Below are 17,792 nucleotides of genomic sequence, written 5' to 3'. Positions count from 1 at the left end.
ATATATGGACAATAATTATCACAAAAGTTTGGCCTGGGCATGCATGCATGTTCCGTTTTACCGGCACTATTTTCAGGAAAGGGGTATCACCCCGGACCAGTTACAGGACTTTCCTGTTGTGGACAAAGCTTTATATCTGAACGAACCCGAACAATTTTTAAGCGATTCTGTTTCTGAAGCTCAATTAAAATATTCGTTGACCTCCGGCACTACAATGATGCCGCTGAAAGTAGTAAAGGCACAGCAGGATTATTATACACAAATGAAAAATATATGGAGTTGCAGGTCAGCAGAGTATGGACTCAGGACTGACACGAAGTGTTTGAATCTGTTCTTTTTTAATGAGCGTCAGGAAATATCATATCTATCGGATCGTGGGACAACCTTCAACATTAATACGTCTCTAATGGATTTAGAATGGTTTGAGAAGCAGGCGGATGAAATCGAAAACTTTAGCCCTTTATATGTAATCGCTTACTCTGGAGGATTTATGAGGTTTCTTGCATTTTATGAAAAATATTCGAGGACATTCCCGGAAACAATCCGCTACATCGAATTTATCGGTGAACCCCTGCTGCAATATCAGCGTGAAATTATTACCCTGTTTACCGGCGCACACCTTATTGAGAATTACAGCAGTACAGAGGTTATGGGGATCGCTTTATCATGCAGGCAAGGCCATCTTCATTGTATCTCCAAAAATGCAGTGGTTGAAATTATGAACAGGGGAAGGACATGTCAGTACGGAGAAGAAGGTGATGTCGTTCTTACCAGCCTATTTTCCAAAGCCATGCCGTTTATTCGTTACCAGATAGGCGACATCGGGCTTTTGAGAAAGGGAAATGAGTGCAACTGCGGAAATCCCAATGACATTATTGAATTAACTAAAGGGAGGGCAGCAGACTTTATCGAGCTGCACAGCGGCGAGAGAATTCATTCCGTCATTCTATGTAATGTAATAGAAAATATAAGCTGCAGCCTGAACAACTGTATATTTAAATTCCAGTTCAGACAATTGTCCAGTTCACACATTGATATCTGGCTGTCATTCAGAACCGGGCTGGAGCTGATGTTCGTTCCTTTTAAAATGTTTTTTTTAAAAAGAATCAAGTCGGTAATTTATGCGGAAATCATCTGGGAGTTTCATATGGAATCCTTATTGGAATTGAATGAGCACAAGAAAAGCGTACATTTTCTAAGGGAAGGATAAGCATAAGTGATCAAGCTACAGATAGGAGATACCCGACATAAATGCAGCTATCTACCGGTTTTTGAACGGGAGTTCCTTACTCCACTGAAGTGGGGAGAGAAGGACACGATAGCTGGAATAATATGCGAATTTACTGATTCACTGCAAATCATTAACCAGAGCTTTATCTATTGCGAATCCGTAACTCCGGCTTTATTAAATAAAATACGTGCAGGCTCCCATTGTATCAAAGCTATTTTCAGCAAGGAAATTGTGCCAGTACAGTTGTATGGAGTAACGGATTTGCCTTATCTTTTCACCTTGCATGCCGGTGCAGCCGTCAATGGTTGCAGCCAAGCCATCTTGGAGATTGATCTAACGGATTACTTAAGGAAAGAATACGACACCTTTGATCTTATGTACTGGAAAGCGTATGAAGTGGAACACCTGCATCATCGGCTGACAGGAGATTTTACATTAGTAGAAAATTATCTTGGAATAACCCGCCAGCAGCGATTACAGGTCATATTCGCCAAGGATATTAATGATCTGTCTGATTTAACTGGTCAAAATTCTTCGTTTGCCTATAGAAATCTGGTCGTGGGGTTAACATATAAGCTGGGAAAATACCGCCCCGAGCTTCATGAATATACACATATACTTCTTTATAACTGGGGAAGTCCTCCCTTTTTATTTGTGGAAGGAATGGCCACACTAATTAGTGACTTGCTGCTTATAAATGAAAATAACAGAAAATCATTCGATATTTTATCGAAAGTTTTTTTGAAAAAATATCCTGTATTTCATTTAAAGGAGTTATTCACGGTGGATTATAAAAGCGAAAATTTCCATATTCACATGTATCATATATCTGCATCATTTGTTTATTATTTGATCCGCATTTTTGGTCTGGACAAAGTCAAGGAAGGTTATCAGATCATATGCCGGAAAAACGGTTTGAGTGACAATTTATCGGTTTTCCAATCCCTTTTCGGACAACCGTTGGAAATGGTGGAGAAAGAATGGTTAACAGACATAGGGATACAGGTGGTGAACGGTTATTAACAGGCTCATCAAATTATTAGGCTCTTGCGACCTTTCCGATGTGTCTTCACTAAGAGTCATATATAAAAACAATAATGTGTATTCATACAATGGAGTAACTATAATCTGTAATGAAACACATAAATCAAAACCCGAGTATGTGAAGTTTACCATTCAGATCCCGGCTGGAATGTTGGGTCTGGAGAATCGCAATAGATCTTTAGATGCATCAACAGCGGACTTTTGTTTACGGTCTTTTGTTTCTCTTATAAAAAAGATAGATTTGGAACAAGAGCATAAGACGGGGAAAGAGAAATTCACAGGCAAAATGTACATACATGAGCCTAACCAGAAGGTCGTTGTCCGCAATAGCTGTTTTTTTAAAGAAGATATGCTGAATATTACAATGGTTATCCGTTTTCCTGTACACATGATGGAAAAGCGGAATGTTGTTGCAGGTAAATTATCAGTTAAAATCGTTAGAAAGGAATTGGGAAAGGCTGTTAGAGAATTTGTTGACTTCTTCGATAATGATGCATGCGGTCAATTTAATACAGTGTATAAAAGACAAATGGAGATCCGGAGTTTATTACAGGAGCAGAAATTGGTGTGCTTTATAGCCAATAATAGTCTTCTCCCGCGGGGGGAAGGAGAGCAACCGTTAGGCAATGCCACTCCTTTTATTTCTCCGGCTGAAGATGAAATCGAAATTATATTATCAGACGGCTTTGTTATTAAAGGAATGGGGATCACCGAAGGCGTTACAGTTATAACCGGAGGAGGTTATTCAGGGAAAAGCACTTTGTTAGACAGTATTCTTTCGGGCGTTTACAATCATGTTCCCGGGGACGGGCGTGAGTATTGCATAACCGAAGAGAGAAGCTGCAAAATCATCGCAGAAGATGGACGCAGTGTATCTTCCCTGGACATTACCCCTTTTATACGAAATATCCCGCATTCTAATACCAAGGCCTTCAGTTCCTATCATGCCAGTGGAAGCACCTCGCAAGCTGCCAATATTATTGAAGCTGTTTCCTTCGGATGCAAAGCATTACTGATAGATGAAGACAGAACAGCAACTAACTTTATGATACGTGACTCCCGTATGAAGCAGATTATTCAAGATGATCCCATAGTTCCTTTTACAGACCGTGTCCGGCATTTGTATAAAAAAGCGGATGTTTCGACAATTCTTATTATTGGCGGAAGCAGCGAATATCTGGATCTGGCTGATAATGTGTACATGATGAGAAACTATACGCTGCATAACTTTAATAAAGAACTAATGCCATTTAAGCAAAATGGATACGAATTCTATGAAAGAGAAGACGAACATGAGGTTCAGTGGAAGTTAGAAAGACTGGTCAAAACGGACTCACTTTCCTCCTTCAAAAGAGATGCAGAAAGCAATCGGATTTTCGAATATGTGCATATCGACAATTATACTATACATCTTGGAAAAGATATGGTGGATGTTTCTCGTTTGGATACTATAATTTCACAGGAGCAAATAGTGACTATTGCATTTATACTCCGGTATCTGGCTAACCGTACGAAGGAACCGTCATTCAATCTTTACCGTTCCGTTCAGGAAGTATTTGGCCTTCTTTATGAACAAGGACTTGATGCAATATACTCAAACAGCTTTGATATTCCTTATCATATGGAATTGCCCGCAATGCATGATGTTTTGTTTGCTTTCTCCAGAATGAGTATGCCTGAATACGTCTGAGTACAGCCTGAGCTTTGCATGCAGATTACATTTGTAGCAGGGAGGTGGACTTGATGCAACTATATATTCATAATGACCTCACAATAAAACCGTACAATGAGAAGCTCTACAGTGTGTATATCCATCGTAACAGGGTGTCATTTATGGATGAAGGTACCCTGGAATGTTTGCTGATGATAGGCAAGGGACTTGAAGAGGAGGATTTCAAAGCTGCTATAAGCGTTAAGTTTCCTTTAGTCAGAGCGAATAAATTGATTAACCGGTTACTGAATCAAGAGATTCTTACCTATAATCAACCCAAATATGCTTGGATATCCAACAATTTTGGGGCGTCAAGGATATCACATGAAGAGGCTGGGGCTGTAATGGAAGTATTAAATTCCAAGCGGTTATTCCGTTATGGTGAACTGACCTTGGATAGCCTACGTCATTTAAGGTACTCGCCGTGCACCAGATTAGAGCATGAAATATCCAAGCTAATCGGAACGCGTTATTGTTTAGCCGTTAACTCTGGTACAAGCGCTCTCCTCTGCGCATTTAAAGCTTTGGGTATCGGTGAAGGGGATGAGGTTATCTGCCCAACCTTTAATTACATCGGTTCGGCAACCTCAATGATGCATTTTGGAGCTACTCCTGTTTTATGCAATATAGACAATACCTTCATGTTATGCCCGGAAGAAGCCGAACAACGCATTACATCCAACACCAAAGCGATAATATGCTCCCATTTACAGGGCAAGGCTGCCAGAGTCAAAGAATTACAGAGCATAGCAAAAAAACATAATATATTTTTGATTGAAGATTGTGCGCAATCTTTCGGCGCTTTTTATGACGATCAAGCACTTGGCTCTTTCGGAGATGTTGCCTGTTTTAGCTTCCATGAACATAAAGTATTAAGCAGTGGCGAGGGCGGGGCTCTTGTTACGAACAATCAAGAAATATATGAGAAGGCTTTATTATATTCTGATGCGAGCCTGTTATATATGCACTCTAAATACTTGCCCGGCTTCCCGGCACAAAATATGCGCTTATCGGAATTGCATGCGGCAATTTTTATGGAGCAGATGAAAAAATTGGATTTATTTGCAAATCATTTGCGCAGTCTGCATAGATTGATGACACAAAAATTATCTCTGCTCCCTAATGTAGATCTGCAAACTATTGAGAACTACGAAGGTTACATACCGCAGTCTATATATATCGGTATGAAATCTCAGGACATTGCTGTTCAACTGGCGGAATTTCTCCGGGGAATTGGTGTCCAGGCAAAAACACTTTACAACGAAAAAGAGATAACGACAAATGTATTTATGCATTGGCCCTGCTTGCTGGAGAAGACGGGAGTTCATGCCTCAACCGAAACACAGTATTCAAGAACTGCGGATCTGTTGAGCCGGACTGTCACACTTTCATTCGGACTGGATATCACTGAGGAGCTTGTTGATAAGGTAAGTGATGAAATTGTGCAATTCTGTTCGCCGTTGGGGATGAAATAGGACAGGAGAGAAATGATGATCGCAAAAACTATTCGTTCGGTACGGGAAGTAACGGAGACGAAAAAGCGGAAGCTAGTAATTTTAATATTGCTGAATCTAATTATAAACTTGTTATTTATTGTCTATTTGAATTCTATTAAGGATCTAATTAACAGTGTAACCACTAGGGAATTTGGAGCTCTGGGGAAGCTTGCAGCCTTTTTGTTCCTGGTAGTGCTGTTAAATATATTAATGAACAGCATAAGTAAATTCTATACTAACCGTTTACAAATGCAAACGGAAATAAAGATGAGTAACAAATTTTATGAGAAATTGAACAGGGTCTACTTAGGTGATCTTGAGAGCTTCAGCCAAGCGGATATAATCACCAGATTTAACGACGATTTAAAAAGTATAGTTAACTTTCAATTCAATACGTTGTTATCCTATATGTCTAATATCACTAGGCTTGGATTGATCCTGTTATATATAGGCATAAATAATGTATATCTGCTGGCTTTTGTTGTGCTGATGCCCGTACTCATTATAATTCCCAGGCATTTCGGGAAAAAAAGCGGTGAAGCCTACATCAAAGCTCAAGAGTCCAAAACGGCACTGAATATGATTTCTAAAGATATTATTGACCATGCAGATGATATCCGTATTTATTCGGCAAATGAATACTTCATGGACAAATACCGGTCCAGCGAGCGGAAGTTAGTGACACATGAAAAGAAAAAAACTTTGTACGATAACATAGTCTGGATTGCTGGCGTAGGAGGCTATCAAGCCATTTATGTATCGTTATACGTCATCGGCGGAATTTTAGCTTACAACAATAGGATGGATTTTGGCGTGATCGTAAGTACTTTTATAGTCATTGATCCAATGGTTGATATGATAATGCAGCTGCCGGGGATTATGCCTGCAATCTATAATGTGCGAAAAAATATTGAACGGTATAACGAATTAATGAATTTGCCGGAAATGCCGGCTGGAAATATAAGCGGTGAAGCTTCCAATACGAATTCGATCATCCTGAACCAAGTCAGTTATACCTACAAGCATGGGAGAAAGGCGTTAGACAACATTTCTCTAGAAATTAAAGATCAAGAAAGAATAGCGGTGATTGGGAAAAGCGGCAGCGGAAAAAGCACCTTGTTGAAGCAACTGATGGGTTATGACGGCAAGTATAATGGAAGTCTGATACTAAATGGCCAAGAACTCAAAGCAATGGGTACGGATGATGTGAAAAAATATATATCATATTTGCCACAGGAAATATTTTTCCAACACGATACTATCGAGAACAATATTAGGGGAGTCCTGTATGATTGCAAACTTGAGAACTTCATAAGGTATGCACGCATAACAGAAATTCATTCTGAAATCCAAAATATGAGCAGCGGATATCAGACTGTAATTCAGAATGATGGTGAGAATATGTCAGTCGGACAAAAGCAACGTTTAGGAATTGCGATGGCAGTGGCCAAGCAGAAGCCGTTTTTGCTTTTGGATGAATGCTTTTCCGGAGTTGATGCCTCAACAGAGCAGAAGATTCTAGATCATATGTTTTCAGAATTATCATGCGGTGTTGTGCTAGTTACTCATAGAATAAGTGCAGACATTATGAGTAAATTCGATAAAATTCTTCTAATGGATAACGGGCAGATTGCCGCTTATGAAAATTATAACGTTATATTACAAAATTCACTATATAAAAGCATGTTAAAAGAAAATGAATAGAGGGGGTGACGGATTGAACAACAGATTTCAAAAGGAATTTATTAAACACCTTAAGCAAACAAAAAGTTTAGGAATTCTCATGGTTACTTCTGGCCTGGAAATTCTAAGGGGCCTCCTAATGTCTTTAGGAATAGCATGGGGAGTAAAGTGGATTACTGATGGAACACTACAGCATGATGTAGGAATACTCAGAGACGGGATCATCGTTTTTACCGGCTCCATTCTTATTGGTACCTTTGTTGTGTATCTCATAAACCAAAAATTAAATTATTCTATTATTTCAATGCACAGCCAATTACGAACCAACATGGTACATAACGTGTTGTACAGCGATTCAAAAGAAACAAATAAAAATGATGTCTTATATAGGGTCAATAATAACATTACAGATTTCAGCAATTTGTACAAGGCGATCCACTTATGTATCGGCAGCCTGGGGAAGATATCAGGCACAGTTATTTCCGGCTTTATTCTATCCTGGCACTTAACGCTTGCCCTTTTAGTTTTCGGCGTGGTAAAAATCTTCATCGATAAGAAGTTGGTCGCCTACTTCTATGGTGTTCATGATGAAATTAATAAAAAAAAGTCATCAATGTTTTCAGCTGTAATGCAGATTATACAAGGAATTATTTTTTACAAATTGGCCGGTGATGAACGCGCAACAAGAGAAAATATTCAGAATCACTTAGAAGATTATAACCGCCTCAATACAAGATCCGTTCGTATTGGTGTGAACATTGATGCCATTTCCAACTTTGTCGATATTTTAGCATTGCTTACCGTTTTATTTATAGGATCATTTTTGGCTGCAGAACAAGCGATCACAGTAGGGGCCTTTGTGGCATTCGTATCCATGTACGATGTTCTGCTTAATCCTTATAAGTTTGTCAGCAGTCTCATGCGCGAGTATCAAAAAAACAAAGCAGGATGTATAAGTGTTTTTGAATTACTGGGATTACAGATTCCGGAGATTAACAGCTGCGAAGCTGCCGAAATTCTAAAGACTCCGTTTCAATTGAAAGTGGAGAGTATCAAGTTTGGCTACGATAAGAGCAGGCTGATTCTGAACAACATTCAATTTGAAGCCAACTCCGGCAGAATTACCTATCTTACTGGCAAAAGCGGCATTGGCAAGACAACGTTATTGAATCTGATTAACGGATTATACAAACCCTTAAGCGGAAAAATCTCCGTCGTAGGCGAACACAAGACGGAATTGAATCCAAGTTTAGTTACCTGTGTATCCCAATCTCCATTTTTATTTAATGGAACCATTAGTGAGAACATAGCCTTAACACATAAATCAGAGATAGACGAAACCCGTTTGGTTGAGGCAGCCCAAAAAGCTGGTCTAGAGGAATTTGTGCTAATGCTTTCCAACCAATATGAACATGTAATTAAGGACGGAGGTGAAAACTTATCGGGAGGCCAGAAATGCAGGATTGCACTCGCCAGGATGTTCTATAATCCGTCTCCGCTTATATTATTGGACGAAATTTATGCGTCACTGGATAATATCACTATCTCTTCTATCGAACATTCTTTAAAGGATTTATGCAGCAAAAATCATTGTGTCTTATTTATATCCCATCGGGACGAGTGGATTCCCAAGGAATCTGCAATTATACAAATAATGTGACATTCAGATTGGGAGGTAAATCTTTTGCTAGCAAATGAGCCGCAAAAATATTTTGATTTCCAGATCCTATCCAGGCCGTTAAAAACAATTTACGATGATTTGCAGCATTTCAGAGATATCGGAATTCCTCAGCCTAATGACTTCAAACTGTTTGCCCCAATAAATCAGAGGAATTTTCTGCTGGCTGTTAAAAGCGGGGTTTTCATGGAAGTTACTGAAGATGCAAGACAACAGTTATTTCAATATCAAGCAGAAGGAGAGTCTTTTGCAATCGATGCACAGGTCAAAAGGCAATTGATTTCTTTAGCCAAGCTGGGGGTTTTCTCGGAGAATAAATTAAAGACATTATCGACTTACGTGGAAAAAATGAATCTGAATCTCTGTCACAAGTGTAATCTGATTTGCAAATACTGCTTTGCCGAAGGAGGAGGGTATGGATATTCAGAATCTGTGATGCCTGAGGAGACTGCGCGCAAAGCCCTTGAGGTTTTTATTTCCCAGATTCCTGAGAACTGTGGGGGTAACATCATTTTATTTGGCGGAGAACCGCTGCTGAACAAAAAGCTGATGTATTTCATCATAGATTACGGCAGAGCGTTATCACGGAGATATGGCAACCAAATCATTTTTGATATTTTCACAAATGGTACTTTGATCGATGAAGGTATTGCCGAATTAATGAATAGTGGTAAAGACATTCGAATTCTTCTGAGCTTGGACGGCCCTCCAGAAATCAACGATCAGTACCGCTTCGGCAGGGGAAAGCTGCAGGTATCTGCACAAGTCGAAAAGCGGGTGAAATTGATTGAACACTATTTAAGTGACCGTGTGGTTCTTCGATGTACTGTTGCAGATGTTGAACATAATTTGATTAACCGTATTAAATACTTTGTATCTTTAGGGTTCCGCAATATTGTGTTTGACCCGGCATCTGGTGATAATCTACCGGGAATTCCACCTACAGATCAAATTTATCAGTCAATTTTGGAGCAATTACCTGCTGTAACTGATTATTTAGTTGAATTAATTGATACCAAAGGTAATGTGAATATCAATCTGGTATCGGAAATGCTATCACAAATCCTGAAAAACAGCTGTAAGGCTGAATTTTATGAAACACCGCCATGTCCTGCAGGAAGCAGTTACATTTCCGTAGATACTTCCGGTGCTGTGTACCCCTGTCATTTCTTTGTCGGAAAGGAAGCATTCTCTATAGGAAGAGTCAACGAAGGTATTCAGCCTATAGATATCCTCACGGATAATGGAATCAGGAATCTGGAAAAACAAAATGATTCGCTCTGCAAGGATTGCGATTTGAACGTACTGTGCGAAGGCCCTTGTCCATACAAACGGCTTGTATTATTTCCTTCGGAGTTAATCGTCCAAAAATCTCATTGCAGGTTAATGGAAGAACGGGTTATTCAAAGTTTAAGATTGCTTTCCAACTATTACCCTAAAGGGCAGCTGCCTTATAGGAAACTGTGGGATGTGCTGATCAGAGAGGTTGAAAATAAAGCTGTAGCACAAAGCTGAATCTTCTTTTATTAGTTCAATTAAATAAATAATAAAGAGGTCACGATGATGAAATCATATGAAATCAAACGAATTTCACCAGCAGTGAATAAGACGAGTCAAAAGATTGGTCCGAAGATCCTTGTCAATCCGTACTATGGCTGCGAACATCAGTGTCTCTTTTGCCCTGCAAATGATGGGTTTCTTAAACGCAAAGCATTCGATGATTTTAGGGAAAAAGGTGTAATCCGTGTTGTCGAGAACATCATTGATCATGTGAATAATTATATCCTCAATAACGATTATGCCAAGGTGATCCATTTATCACCGGTGTCTGACCCTTTTCAACCGGTAGAAGCAGAGCTTCAACTAAGCAGGCAAATCATAAAACATGCTGCTGACATTAACATGCCTGTAGCCATTTGTACTAAAGGATCCGTTCCAGGCGAGTTATACCCGTTAATCCAAAAGCATCCGCATTCCTTTGTGCAAATTTCAATTTTGACTATAAATGAGGCCAAACGAAAAATGCTTGTCCGGGGAAACGGTGCCAGTGTGGAAGAATTATTGAACGGGATTGAGGCGATGTCTGATTACGGCATCCGGATTATTGCCAGAATCGATCCGATATTCCCCTATATCACCGATGATATGGCGGAATTTAAAGCGCTGGTAGATGAGTTGAAGAAGAGAAAGGTAAGATATATTGTCAGCAGTGTGGCGGATATTATCGAAGGTGCCCTTGATAGAGAACGAGGATATCTAGAAGCTATACAACCGGGACTATTTGAAAAGTATACAAATTTGTACACAGAGAAGATAAATGGAAGAATACACGCAAATACAGAGTATCGTGAGAGTATTTTTTCCAAACTGAAAGAGATCTGCGAAAGTAAAGGACTGGAATTCGGAATTACATGGGAACCTGATATAAATGGTAACAGCATAAATCACAAATACAGTCATCAAATCTCAAATATGCTGTGACTAAATTCATATAACAACGATGGAAATTTTACTAGGAACGAGGTGCAGAACATGAGAATTGCTTGTATTCTTCCACACAGCAATTCGATATACAGGCATAAGTATTGTGCGGACTATGTTCATATGTCAGGCCTTATTACAATCAGAGAGTTTATGAAGAAGAAAGGGCATGACTCCCAGATTTTTGATTTTATAAAAGAAGAAGGGGAGGATGAGGAGGAACTCACTGAGGCGTTAGAGCTTTATGATCCGGACATCGTGTGTATATGCGGCATGTTTTGTATTGAGGATATTTACGATTTTATGTGGGCGCCTAAAAACAGTCTGGAACACCGTATATGTATTGCAATTGGAACAGGTGCATTAGATTATGCCAAGTGTCTAGAGAGTATGCCTATGCTTGATTATGTTATACCTGTGAATCCTGAAGAAGTGCTCATGGATATTATTAATATTGAATTAGGGGCTATGACACTCTGCCGATTAGAAGGTGCTGCATACAAGGATGTTGGTGGAGATATATGTTTTGCCAAAAGAAATTTCAGTTCCCTTGATGATATCATGGCCGGTGTGGATGTGCGGCATTACATCTCATCAGAAGATCCTTCAATGGCTTTAGTGTGGTCCAGCAGGGGCTGTTGGTACAAGTCCTGTATTTACTGCAATGTCGGAGCTGCATCCACATTATGTAAGGGTGGCAGCTGGATATGCCGGGATATCACAGAGGTGGTAGCCGATCTACAGATTTTATATGAGCTGGGGATTCAACGTATTCATTTTTTGGATGCTGAGTTTATCGGACCGGGCAAATTAGGACGCAAGAGGGTTAACGAGTTTGCTGAACTCATTCGTGAAAGTGAAATGAAGTTGGAATTCTATATAGATGTCAGGGCGGATTGCATTGACTATGAAACTATTAAATTACTTAAGGATGTCGGATTACATTCCGTTTTTGTAGGAGTGGAATCGGTATCCTCACGTGAACTTTCCACGATAAAAAAAGGGTACGGCCAGGAGAAGGTTGTAAAGGCTCTGGATTGTATAAAAAAGGCAGGTATCGGTTACAGAATAGGCTCTTTATTGGCTGTACCGGACAGTACGCTGGATGACATTGACTCCAAACTGGAATTCTACCTGGAACACAAAATATACGAAGCACTAAATATAACTGGCGTAGGTTCTATATTTCATGAACTTCATCTGCATTTAGGCACTCCAATATATAAGGGGTTCAAATCCTTTATTAAAGATGAAAGCATCTGGGAAGGCGAAGTTCCCTGTTACTACATGGATGGGGATGTTCAAGTTTTTATTGCCCAGGCAAGGATTTTTCAACAGTTCGTCTTGGACCGCTATGTATATTCCAAAGATAACTGGAATAATCCGGACATGGTGAAAAGATATCATTTTTCATTAAGGATTATCGCTTTATCAGGACTCCGCAAACTGATTTCAGCTCAAAAAGAAGGAATGGATTCCATTCTGCTGCATGAAAAAATTGTTGATATCTTTAAAAAACATGATCATACATGGACCAAAATGGGAGGGAATATTCTTGATGAACTCGCTTATAGATAATGATCTGGTTTACAAAGACAATGAGGCGCCAGCGTTATTGCTGGAGGAGGATTACCGGGATTTTAAAGGACACGACTTTGAAATCCTAGGGAATATGTTAACTGGGCTTCCACAGGCCAATATTAAAAATATTATTATTAAATCGATGAGTCCCCAGGCGTTAACCGGAATGTCTGAATATATTCTTAGCAAGATTAGTGCAGGGATTGTGTGGCGGATTACCTATGAGGATTTGTTGAAGATTTATGAAGAGCGGCGTGAATTGCCCTCTTGTGTGAAGCTTGTACTAAGAATAGAAGAAAACATGACGAACGAATGTTTAAATTCAGTTGATTTCTTGAATACTCTTTGTGAAAAAATTAACGAAATAAATAGAACCTACTATAAAATCTCCGCAATGATTATAAATCTCAATACAAATCATCTTGTGCATGTTGAAGAGCTGCTGCTGAATGTCTATAACCGAACCCAAATTACACTAACTTTAAACCCAGTGCTGGACGCAAATAACGGCCTGCATATTACATGGGCTCAATTGGACCATCTTTACCGTATTTCCATAGAAATAAATAATAATTATGAGAATCGTACAGCTGTACTGATGGAGCTGGGAATTCTTCCTGCCAGACTGCTGAATGAGCATCCCTGCAACGGTTATGTCTGTTTTAAACACACCTGCCATTCTTCTAAGGGTGATGTTCCAAGGAGACTGGCTATCATGAGAAACGGCAAGGTCTACCCTGAACGCAAACAAGCAGACCCTAATTTGTTGATCGGTGATCTTGCAGAGAATACTCTAGAGAACATGCTGATCTCCTATAAGGATAGCGAAAGCCATGAACTCTTCAAACAAATTTCTAAGGCAGTGCATATTAAGTGGGTGCAGACAAGCCCATTTCGTGTAGTCCCTTGGGGTCATTTGTTCAGTGAGGAGGCAAAATATGCAGATAGAACAACAGAGGCTTCAGTATGAGTCTATTTCCATCGAATTAACCAAACAATGCAACCTGGAATGCCCTTATTGCTATTCCAGACTGAAGAAGAAGGAAGAGGAACATCAATTGACAACAGAACAGCTGTGCTTCTTTTTGGAGAAATTCAGAAGCTCCGGCGGACGCAGAGTTTTGTTCACAGGTGGAGAGGCACTTCTAAGGACTGATTTCAAAACGCTGGTGTTGTTTGCCAAATCGCAAGAATTACTGGTTGATTTATTTTCTAATGGAACACTGATTGACGAGGATTATGCAGAATTCATCAGCAAGCATATCAATATGGTTAACATTAGTCTGGATGGTCCCCTTGAATATCATGACCGGATGAGAGGGAACGGCAGCTATGAACAAACAATAAAGGCGTTATCTTACCTTGCTGAACAAGGAGCACATGTTGCCCTGCAGTGTATGGTGACACCAGAAAGTCATGATGACTGGGATTGGTTGAAGGATATTATTCTGCACACAGATCCGGTGATGGTGAAGTTAGGACATGTGAGCAGAATGGGCAGAGGAAAATACAAGGAAAAGCTATGGTTAACGAGTGATAAAATACTGGATTTAAAATCCGTCTCAGGGATTTTGGCAGAATCACATAACCATTTCCACACGAGAATTACCACGAATGTCATTACTAAAGAAGAATATTTAAAGTTCTACCCGACTCTCGAAAACGTACTTTCCCCGTGGATGCTGCCTGACGGAAATATTATGAGCTGCTATGTACACCATCATAAGGAAGATTGGGCTATCTCTAACTATGAAATATACCCTCAATATAATGAGGAAGTTTGGCAAAACACAAGACTTCTTGAGCAGCAAATGCAGCTTGAGGTTATGCAGAGAGAATATTTTGACATGCTTGAGCTGTCAGAACAAGTAGCTTCCAGAATTAGCAGTAGGAATAGAAGCCTTGCCTCGTCACATTAAAAAATTAGGAGAATTAATATGGCACTTAAATACTATCTGAACGGTAATTTCATCCTGGTCCAGAAACCTGATCTTGTCCTAATCAGAATGAAGCCATACGGAATTTATCCCATCAATGAAGCAGGGGTTAAGATTCTACAATCTGTTCATCATACCGCTGATCTGGAAGGGATATGCAGGGAGTGCAACGCAAACACAGAGATCAAAATTAACAAGCTGTCGGCCTTCTTGGATCTTTGTACGACTAATCAAATTTTAACGAATGATGCAGCAAAGGGAGGGAAATTAAGCGTTAAGTCCCCTGGAACAACTCCTTATCTGGAACGCCTATTTTTTGAAATAACCGATCGCTGTAATCTGAATTGCAATCATTGTTATATGTCTGCGTCTTACAGGTCTGTTAATACCACTGATGTGCCGTTGGAGAATATTAAGGATGTGATAGCTCAAGCGGACAAGCTTGGCGTCTACCGGACAGATTTTACAGGCGGGGAAATTTTCTCCCGTGACGACATTGATTCTGTGCTAAAAATCAGTGCCGATCATTTTATGATCACCAACATCTTTACCAATGGAACGCTAATCAATGAATCCATGGTTAATCTTTTGGCGGATCTGGGGAATATCCGGACAGTTTTCGTTAGTCTGGATGATATCGTAGAGAAGGAACATGATATATTCCGGGGGATGAGGGGAGCTTTTTCCAGTACAATTCAGGCACTGCATCTAATGAAAGAAAAAAATATCAAGGCGGTAGCAAACGTAACTTTGAGTAAAAGAAACATTAACCGGATACAAGAGATCATTGATTATTGCCGGAATGAGCTTCAGATTGAATGCAGGACTGCACCAATTTTATATGTCGGGCGGGGGAAATGCTTTGAGCATATGGATCTGTCTTTAGACGAGATTAGCGAAGCCATGAAAATATCTTTGAAAAATCGGGTGAGATTTACTTCCGGATACTGTGAAGACGAGACACCTGACGGCACTATCGTCCCTGGCTGCGGAGTAGGTCATAAAATGCTGTATGTACGTTCTAACGGGGAAATATGTCTGTGCCCGACACTCAGCTCACGGGAAGCCGACATGTTTAATTTAGGGAATATTTATAAGGATTATCTAAAGGAAGTATGGGAAGAATCCCACGGAATTATAGCTTTTAGGGAATCTGCATGTAAGAACAGGGATTGTAAAAATATAGGGGGGTGTCTGGGGGGCTGCCGCAGCCGCGCATATTTAATGAATCAAGACCTGTGTGACGTCGATCCTATCCTATGTAACTTTTTTAAAGAAGAAGTTGTAGTATGAAAATATTGCTGTTGTATCTGAATCCGTTTGATTGGGCATCTATAGCGGCTCCTCCTTACGGGCTTGAGATTATCTCTAATTACGTGAAAAGAAACGTGGACGATACGACGACCAGCATTGTAAATCCCTTTGCCTTCAAAAATATGAAGGATGATCTGAAGCAATTGTTATTAAATTTCCAACCGGAAATGATCGGCTTAAGCATCAGAAACCTTGATAATATGGCGAACATATGGACGGAAAAAGCGGAAGCATGCAACGGAATTAAAACAAGAGGCTTCTTGCAAGAATATGAAGAGGTCGTTCGCATTATAAAAGCAGTTACACAAGTGCCCGTAATCGTTGGTGGGGCAGGCTTTAGTATTGCCCCTGCGGCCATATTGAAGAGACTGAAATTAAACCTTGGTATTGCAGGGCCGGGAGAAGTTACATTTGCTAAGTTAGCCAATGCAGTTAAAAGCAAGCTTAATCTAACAAGGTATATTGACAATAACCTGGATCAATTAGATGGAATGATCTATGTTTCTCCTGAAGCTGACAGGGTCAGTCCGCCGGCGCACGCTACGTACTCCGCTGAAATGTCTTTTTTCGAGCGAGCTGTCCAATATAGCCCGAAATGGACCGGAAGTGTGCCGGTCAGAGTTTCTACAGGATGCACAGGAAAATGTTCATTTTGCGTAGAAGGAAGCTTGTTTCCAAAAAACCAGTGGAGATGTATCGAAGATATCATCAACGAAATCAAGCTGAACAATAATCATAACGAGGCCGTATGGTTAGCCTGCAGCGAACTGAACGATCCGGATGAAAGCAATGTCATTGAGTTATGTAATGCGATCAGGAAGAGCGGAGTGAAAAATCGTTTCAGCTCTTACTTCACTCCGGCTCCTTTTTCCAAGGAACAATATTATGCCTTAAAAGCAGCCAACTTTTCGGATCACAGCATCTGTTTCGGGATCACGCATGTGTCAGACCATGTGTTGCGCAAAAATAACATTGCCCATCGTAAAAAAGACATTGACCAGTTGATAAAAACACTTGTTGAAGCAGGAGCATCAGGGATCACCGTAGGATTCATTGTAGGGTTACCTGGAGAAGATGAACAAACCTTAAATGAACTCATGCAATGGATCAAGGAAATGGATAATCTGTTTGGAGAAGGGCTACGCTGCTTCTACAATTGCGGTGTTAGGGTGTATCCGAATACGCAGCTTGCCCGGATAATTCAGAAGCAGGGTGACAGGGATAACCTGTATGGAGAGGCAGGGCCGGACTTTTTGGAGCCGGTGGTTTTCTCAACGCCATGCGCTCCGGAGGAAATGAATCAACGGATTATTAAAGCCATCGGAAAGACCAAGGGAATTGTAGCTTCCTATAATCTGGGTAATGAACTGCTTCAGGAAGACATAAAGGTTGCTATCCATTGGCAAAGATCAAAGTACCACCAATTTGAGAACAATTATAAAGAAGCTATCGGCGAATTGCTGGAAATATATCCTCTGTGCTCCAAAAAGAGTGTGAGAGAAAAATTAATGCTGGATATCATTCAATTGATTATAGAGGCTAAGAAACAGGATTTGAATACAAGTTTGTATCTCAATCACATGCTGAAGAATTCTGCTTTTTATTCGTTAGTTGATTAACTGAATAGTGGGGTGAT

General features: G+C 40.0%; 13 protein-coding genes. All 13 read left to right on the top strand.

Annotated features, from left to right (window positions below; genetic code table 11):
* Positions 1-4 precede the first annotated feature (4 nt).
* The 13 genes from MKY96_RS21560 (at position 5) to MKY96_RS21500 (ending at position 17,775) form a co-directional block, all read left to right on the top strand.
* Positions 5-1,210, top strand: coding sequence for a hypothetical protein (locus MKY96_RS21560; protein WP_340943160.1), 1,206 nt, complete (start codon positions 5-7; stop codon positions 1,208-1,210).
* A 6-nt stretch (positions 1,211-1,216) separates the two neighbouring features.
* The gene (locus MKY96_RS21555) at positions 1,217-2,254 is read left to right on the top strand and encodes a hypothetical protein (protein WP_340943158.1); all 1,038 of its coding nucleotides are present in this window, start codon (positions 1,217-1,219) and stop codon (positions 2,252-2,254) included.
* 139 nt (positions 2,255-2,393) lie between these two features.
* A complete protein-coding gene (locus tag MKY96_RS21550) occupies positions 2,394-3,965 on the top strand; it encodes a P-loop domain-containing protein (protein WP_340943157.1) in 1,572 nt (523 codons plus the stop codon).
* A 53-nt stretch (positions 3,966-4,018) separates the two neighbouring features.
* A complete protein-coding gene (locus tag MKY96_RS21545; protein ID WP_340943154.1) occupies positions 4,019-5,461 on the top strand; it encodes a DegT/DnrJ/EryC1/StrS family aminotransferase in 1,443 nt (480 codons plus the stop codon).
* 15 nt (positions 5,462-5,476) lie between these two features.
* Positions 5,477-7,186 (top strand): ABC transporter ATP-binding protein, encoded by a 1,710-nt coding sequence (locus MKY96_RS21540; protein ID WP_340943152.1) that lies wholly within the window; start codon positions 5,477-5,479, stop codon positions 7,184-7,186.
* 13 nt (positions 7,187-7,199) lie between these two features.
* Positions 7,200-8,825, top strand: coding sequence for an ABC transporter ATP-binding protein (locus MKY96_RS21535; RefSeq protein WP_340943151.1), 1,626 nt, complete (start codon positions 7,200-7,202; stop codon positions 8,823-8,825).
* A 24-nt stretch (positions 8,826-8,849) separates the two neighbouring features.
* Positions 8,850-10,358: a radical SAM/SPASM domain-containing protein gene (locus tag MKY96_RS21530; protein ID WP_340943148.1), complete on the top strand. Its 1,509-nt coding sequence runs from the start codon at positions 8,850-8,852 to the stop codon at positions 10,356-10,358.
* A 48-nt stretch (positions 10,359-10,406) separates the two neighbouring features.
* A complete protein-coding gene (locus MKY96_RS21525) occupies positions 10,407-11,324 on the top strand; it encodes an SPL family radical SAM protein (RefSeq protein WP_340943145.1) in 918 nt (305 codons plus the stop codon).
* Positions 11,325-11,375: 51 nt separating this feature from the next.
* Positions 11,376-12,902 carry a B12-binding domain-containing radical SAM protein gene (locus tag MKY96_RS21520; RefSeq protein WP_340943142.1) on the top strand — a complete coding sequence of 509 codons (1,527 nt, stop codon included), beginning with the start codon at positions 11,376-11,378 and terminating at the stop codon, positions 12,900-12,902.
* Positions 12,880-13,875, top strand: coding sequence for a hypothetical protein (locus MKY96_RS21515; protein ID WP_340943139.1), 996 nt, complete (start codon positions 12,880-12,882; stop codon positions 13,873-13,875). Before MKY96_RS21520 ends, MKY96_RS21515 begins: the two co-directional genes overlap by 23 nt.
* Entirely contained in the window at positions 13,844-14,824 is a 981-nt protein-coding gene (locus tag MKY96_RS21510; RefSeq protein ID WP_340943137.1) for a radical SAM protein, read from the top strand. The genes MKY96_RS21515 and MKY96_RS21510 overlap by 32 nt, the downstream gene beginning before the upstream one ends.
* 18 nt (positions 14,825-14,842) lie before the next feature.
* The gene (locus MKY96_RS21505; RefSeq protein WP_340943135.1) at positions 14,843-16,135 is read left to right on the top strand and encodes a radical SAM/SPASM domain-containing protein; all 1,293 of its coding nucleotides are present in this window, start codon (positions 14,843-14,845) and stop codon (positions 16,133-16,135) included.
* Complete coding sequence (locus tag MKY96_RS21500) at positions 16,132-17,775, top strand: B12-binding domain-containing radical SAM protein (protein WP_340943132.1); 1,644 nt, start codon at positions 16,132-16,134, stop codon at positions 17,773-17,775. The genes MKY96_RS21505 and MKY96_RS21500 overlap by 4 nt, the downstream gene beginning before the upstream one ends.
* Positions 17,776-17,792: the final 17 nt, after the last annotated feature.

Source organism: Paenibacillus sp. FSL R7-0302, assembly GCF_038006885.1.
In the GTDB taxonomy this organism is placed as follows: domain Bacteria; phylum Bacillota; class Bacilli; order Paenibacillales; family Paenibacillaceae; genus Paenibacillus_AQ.
Note: the sequence above shows the minus strand (reverse complement) of the source record. Positions and strands in the feature narration are given on the sequence as shown.

Excerpts from the sequence above, each read along its gene's own strand:
- MKY96_RS21540 (WP_340943152.1), top strand. The coding sequence starts at position 5,477 with ATGATCGCAAAAACTATTCGTTCGGTACGGGAAGTAACGGAGACGAAA.
- MKY96_RS21505 (WP_340943135.1), top strand. The coding sequence starts at position 14,843 with ATGGCACTTAAATACTATCTGAACGGTAATTTCATCCTGGTCCAGAAA.
- MKY96_RS21525 (WP_340943145.1), top strand. The coding sequence starts at position 10,407 with ATGAAATCATATGAAATCAAACGAATTTCACCAGCAGTGAATAAGACG.
- MKY96_RS21560 (WP_340943160.1), top strand. The coding sequence starts at position 5 with ATGGACAATAATTATCACAAAAGTTTGGCCTGGGCATGCATGCATGTT.
- MKY96_RS21520 (WP_340943142.1), top strand. The coding sequence starts at position 11,376 with ATGAGAATTGCTTGTATTCTTCCACACAGCAATTCGATATACAGGCAT.
- MKY96_RS21510 (WP_340943137.1), top strand. The coding sequence starts at position 13,844 with ATGCAGATAGAACAACAGAGGCTTCAGTATGAGTCTATTTCCATCGAA.
- MKY96_RS21500 (WP_340943132.1), top strand. The coding sequence starts at position 16,132 with ATGAAAATATTGCTGTTGTATCTGAATCCGTTTGATTGGGCATCTATA.
- MKY96_RS21545 (WP_340943154.1), top strand. The coding sequence starts at position 4,019 with ATGCAACTATATATTCATAATGACCTCACAATAAAACCGTACAATGAG.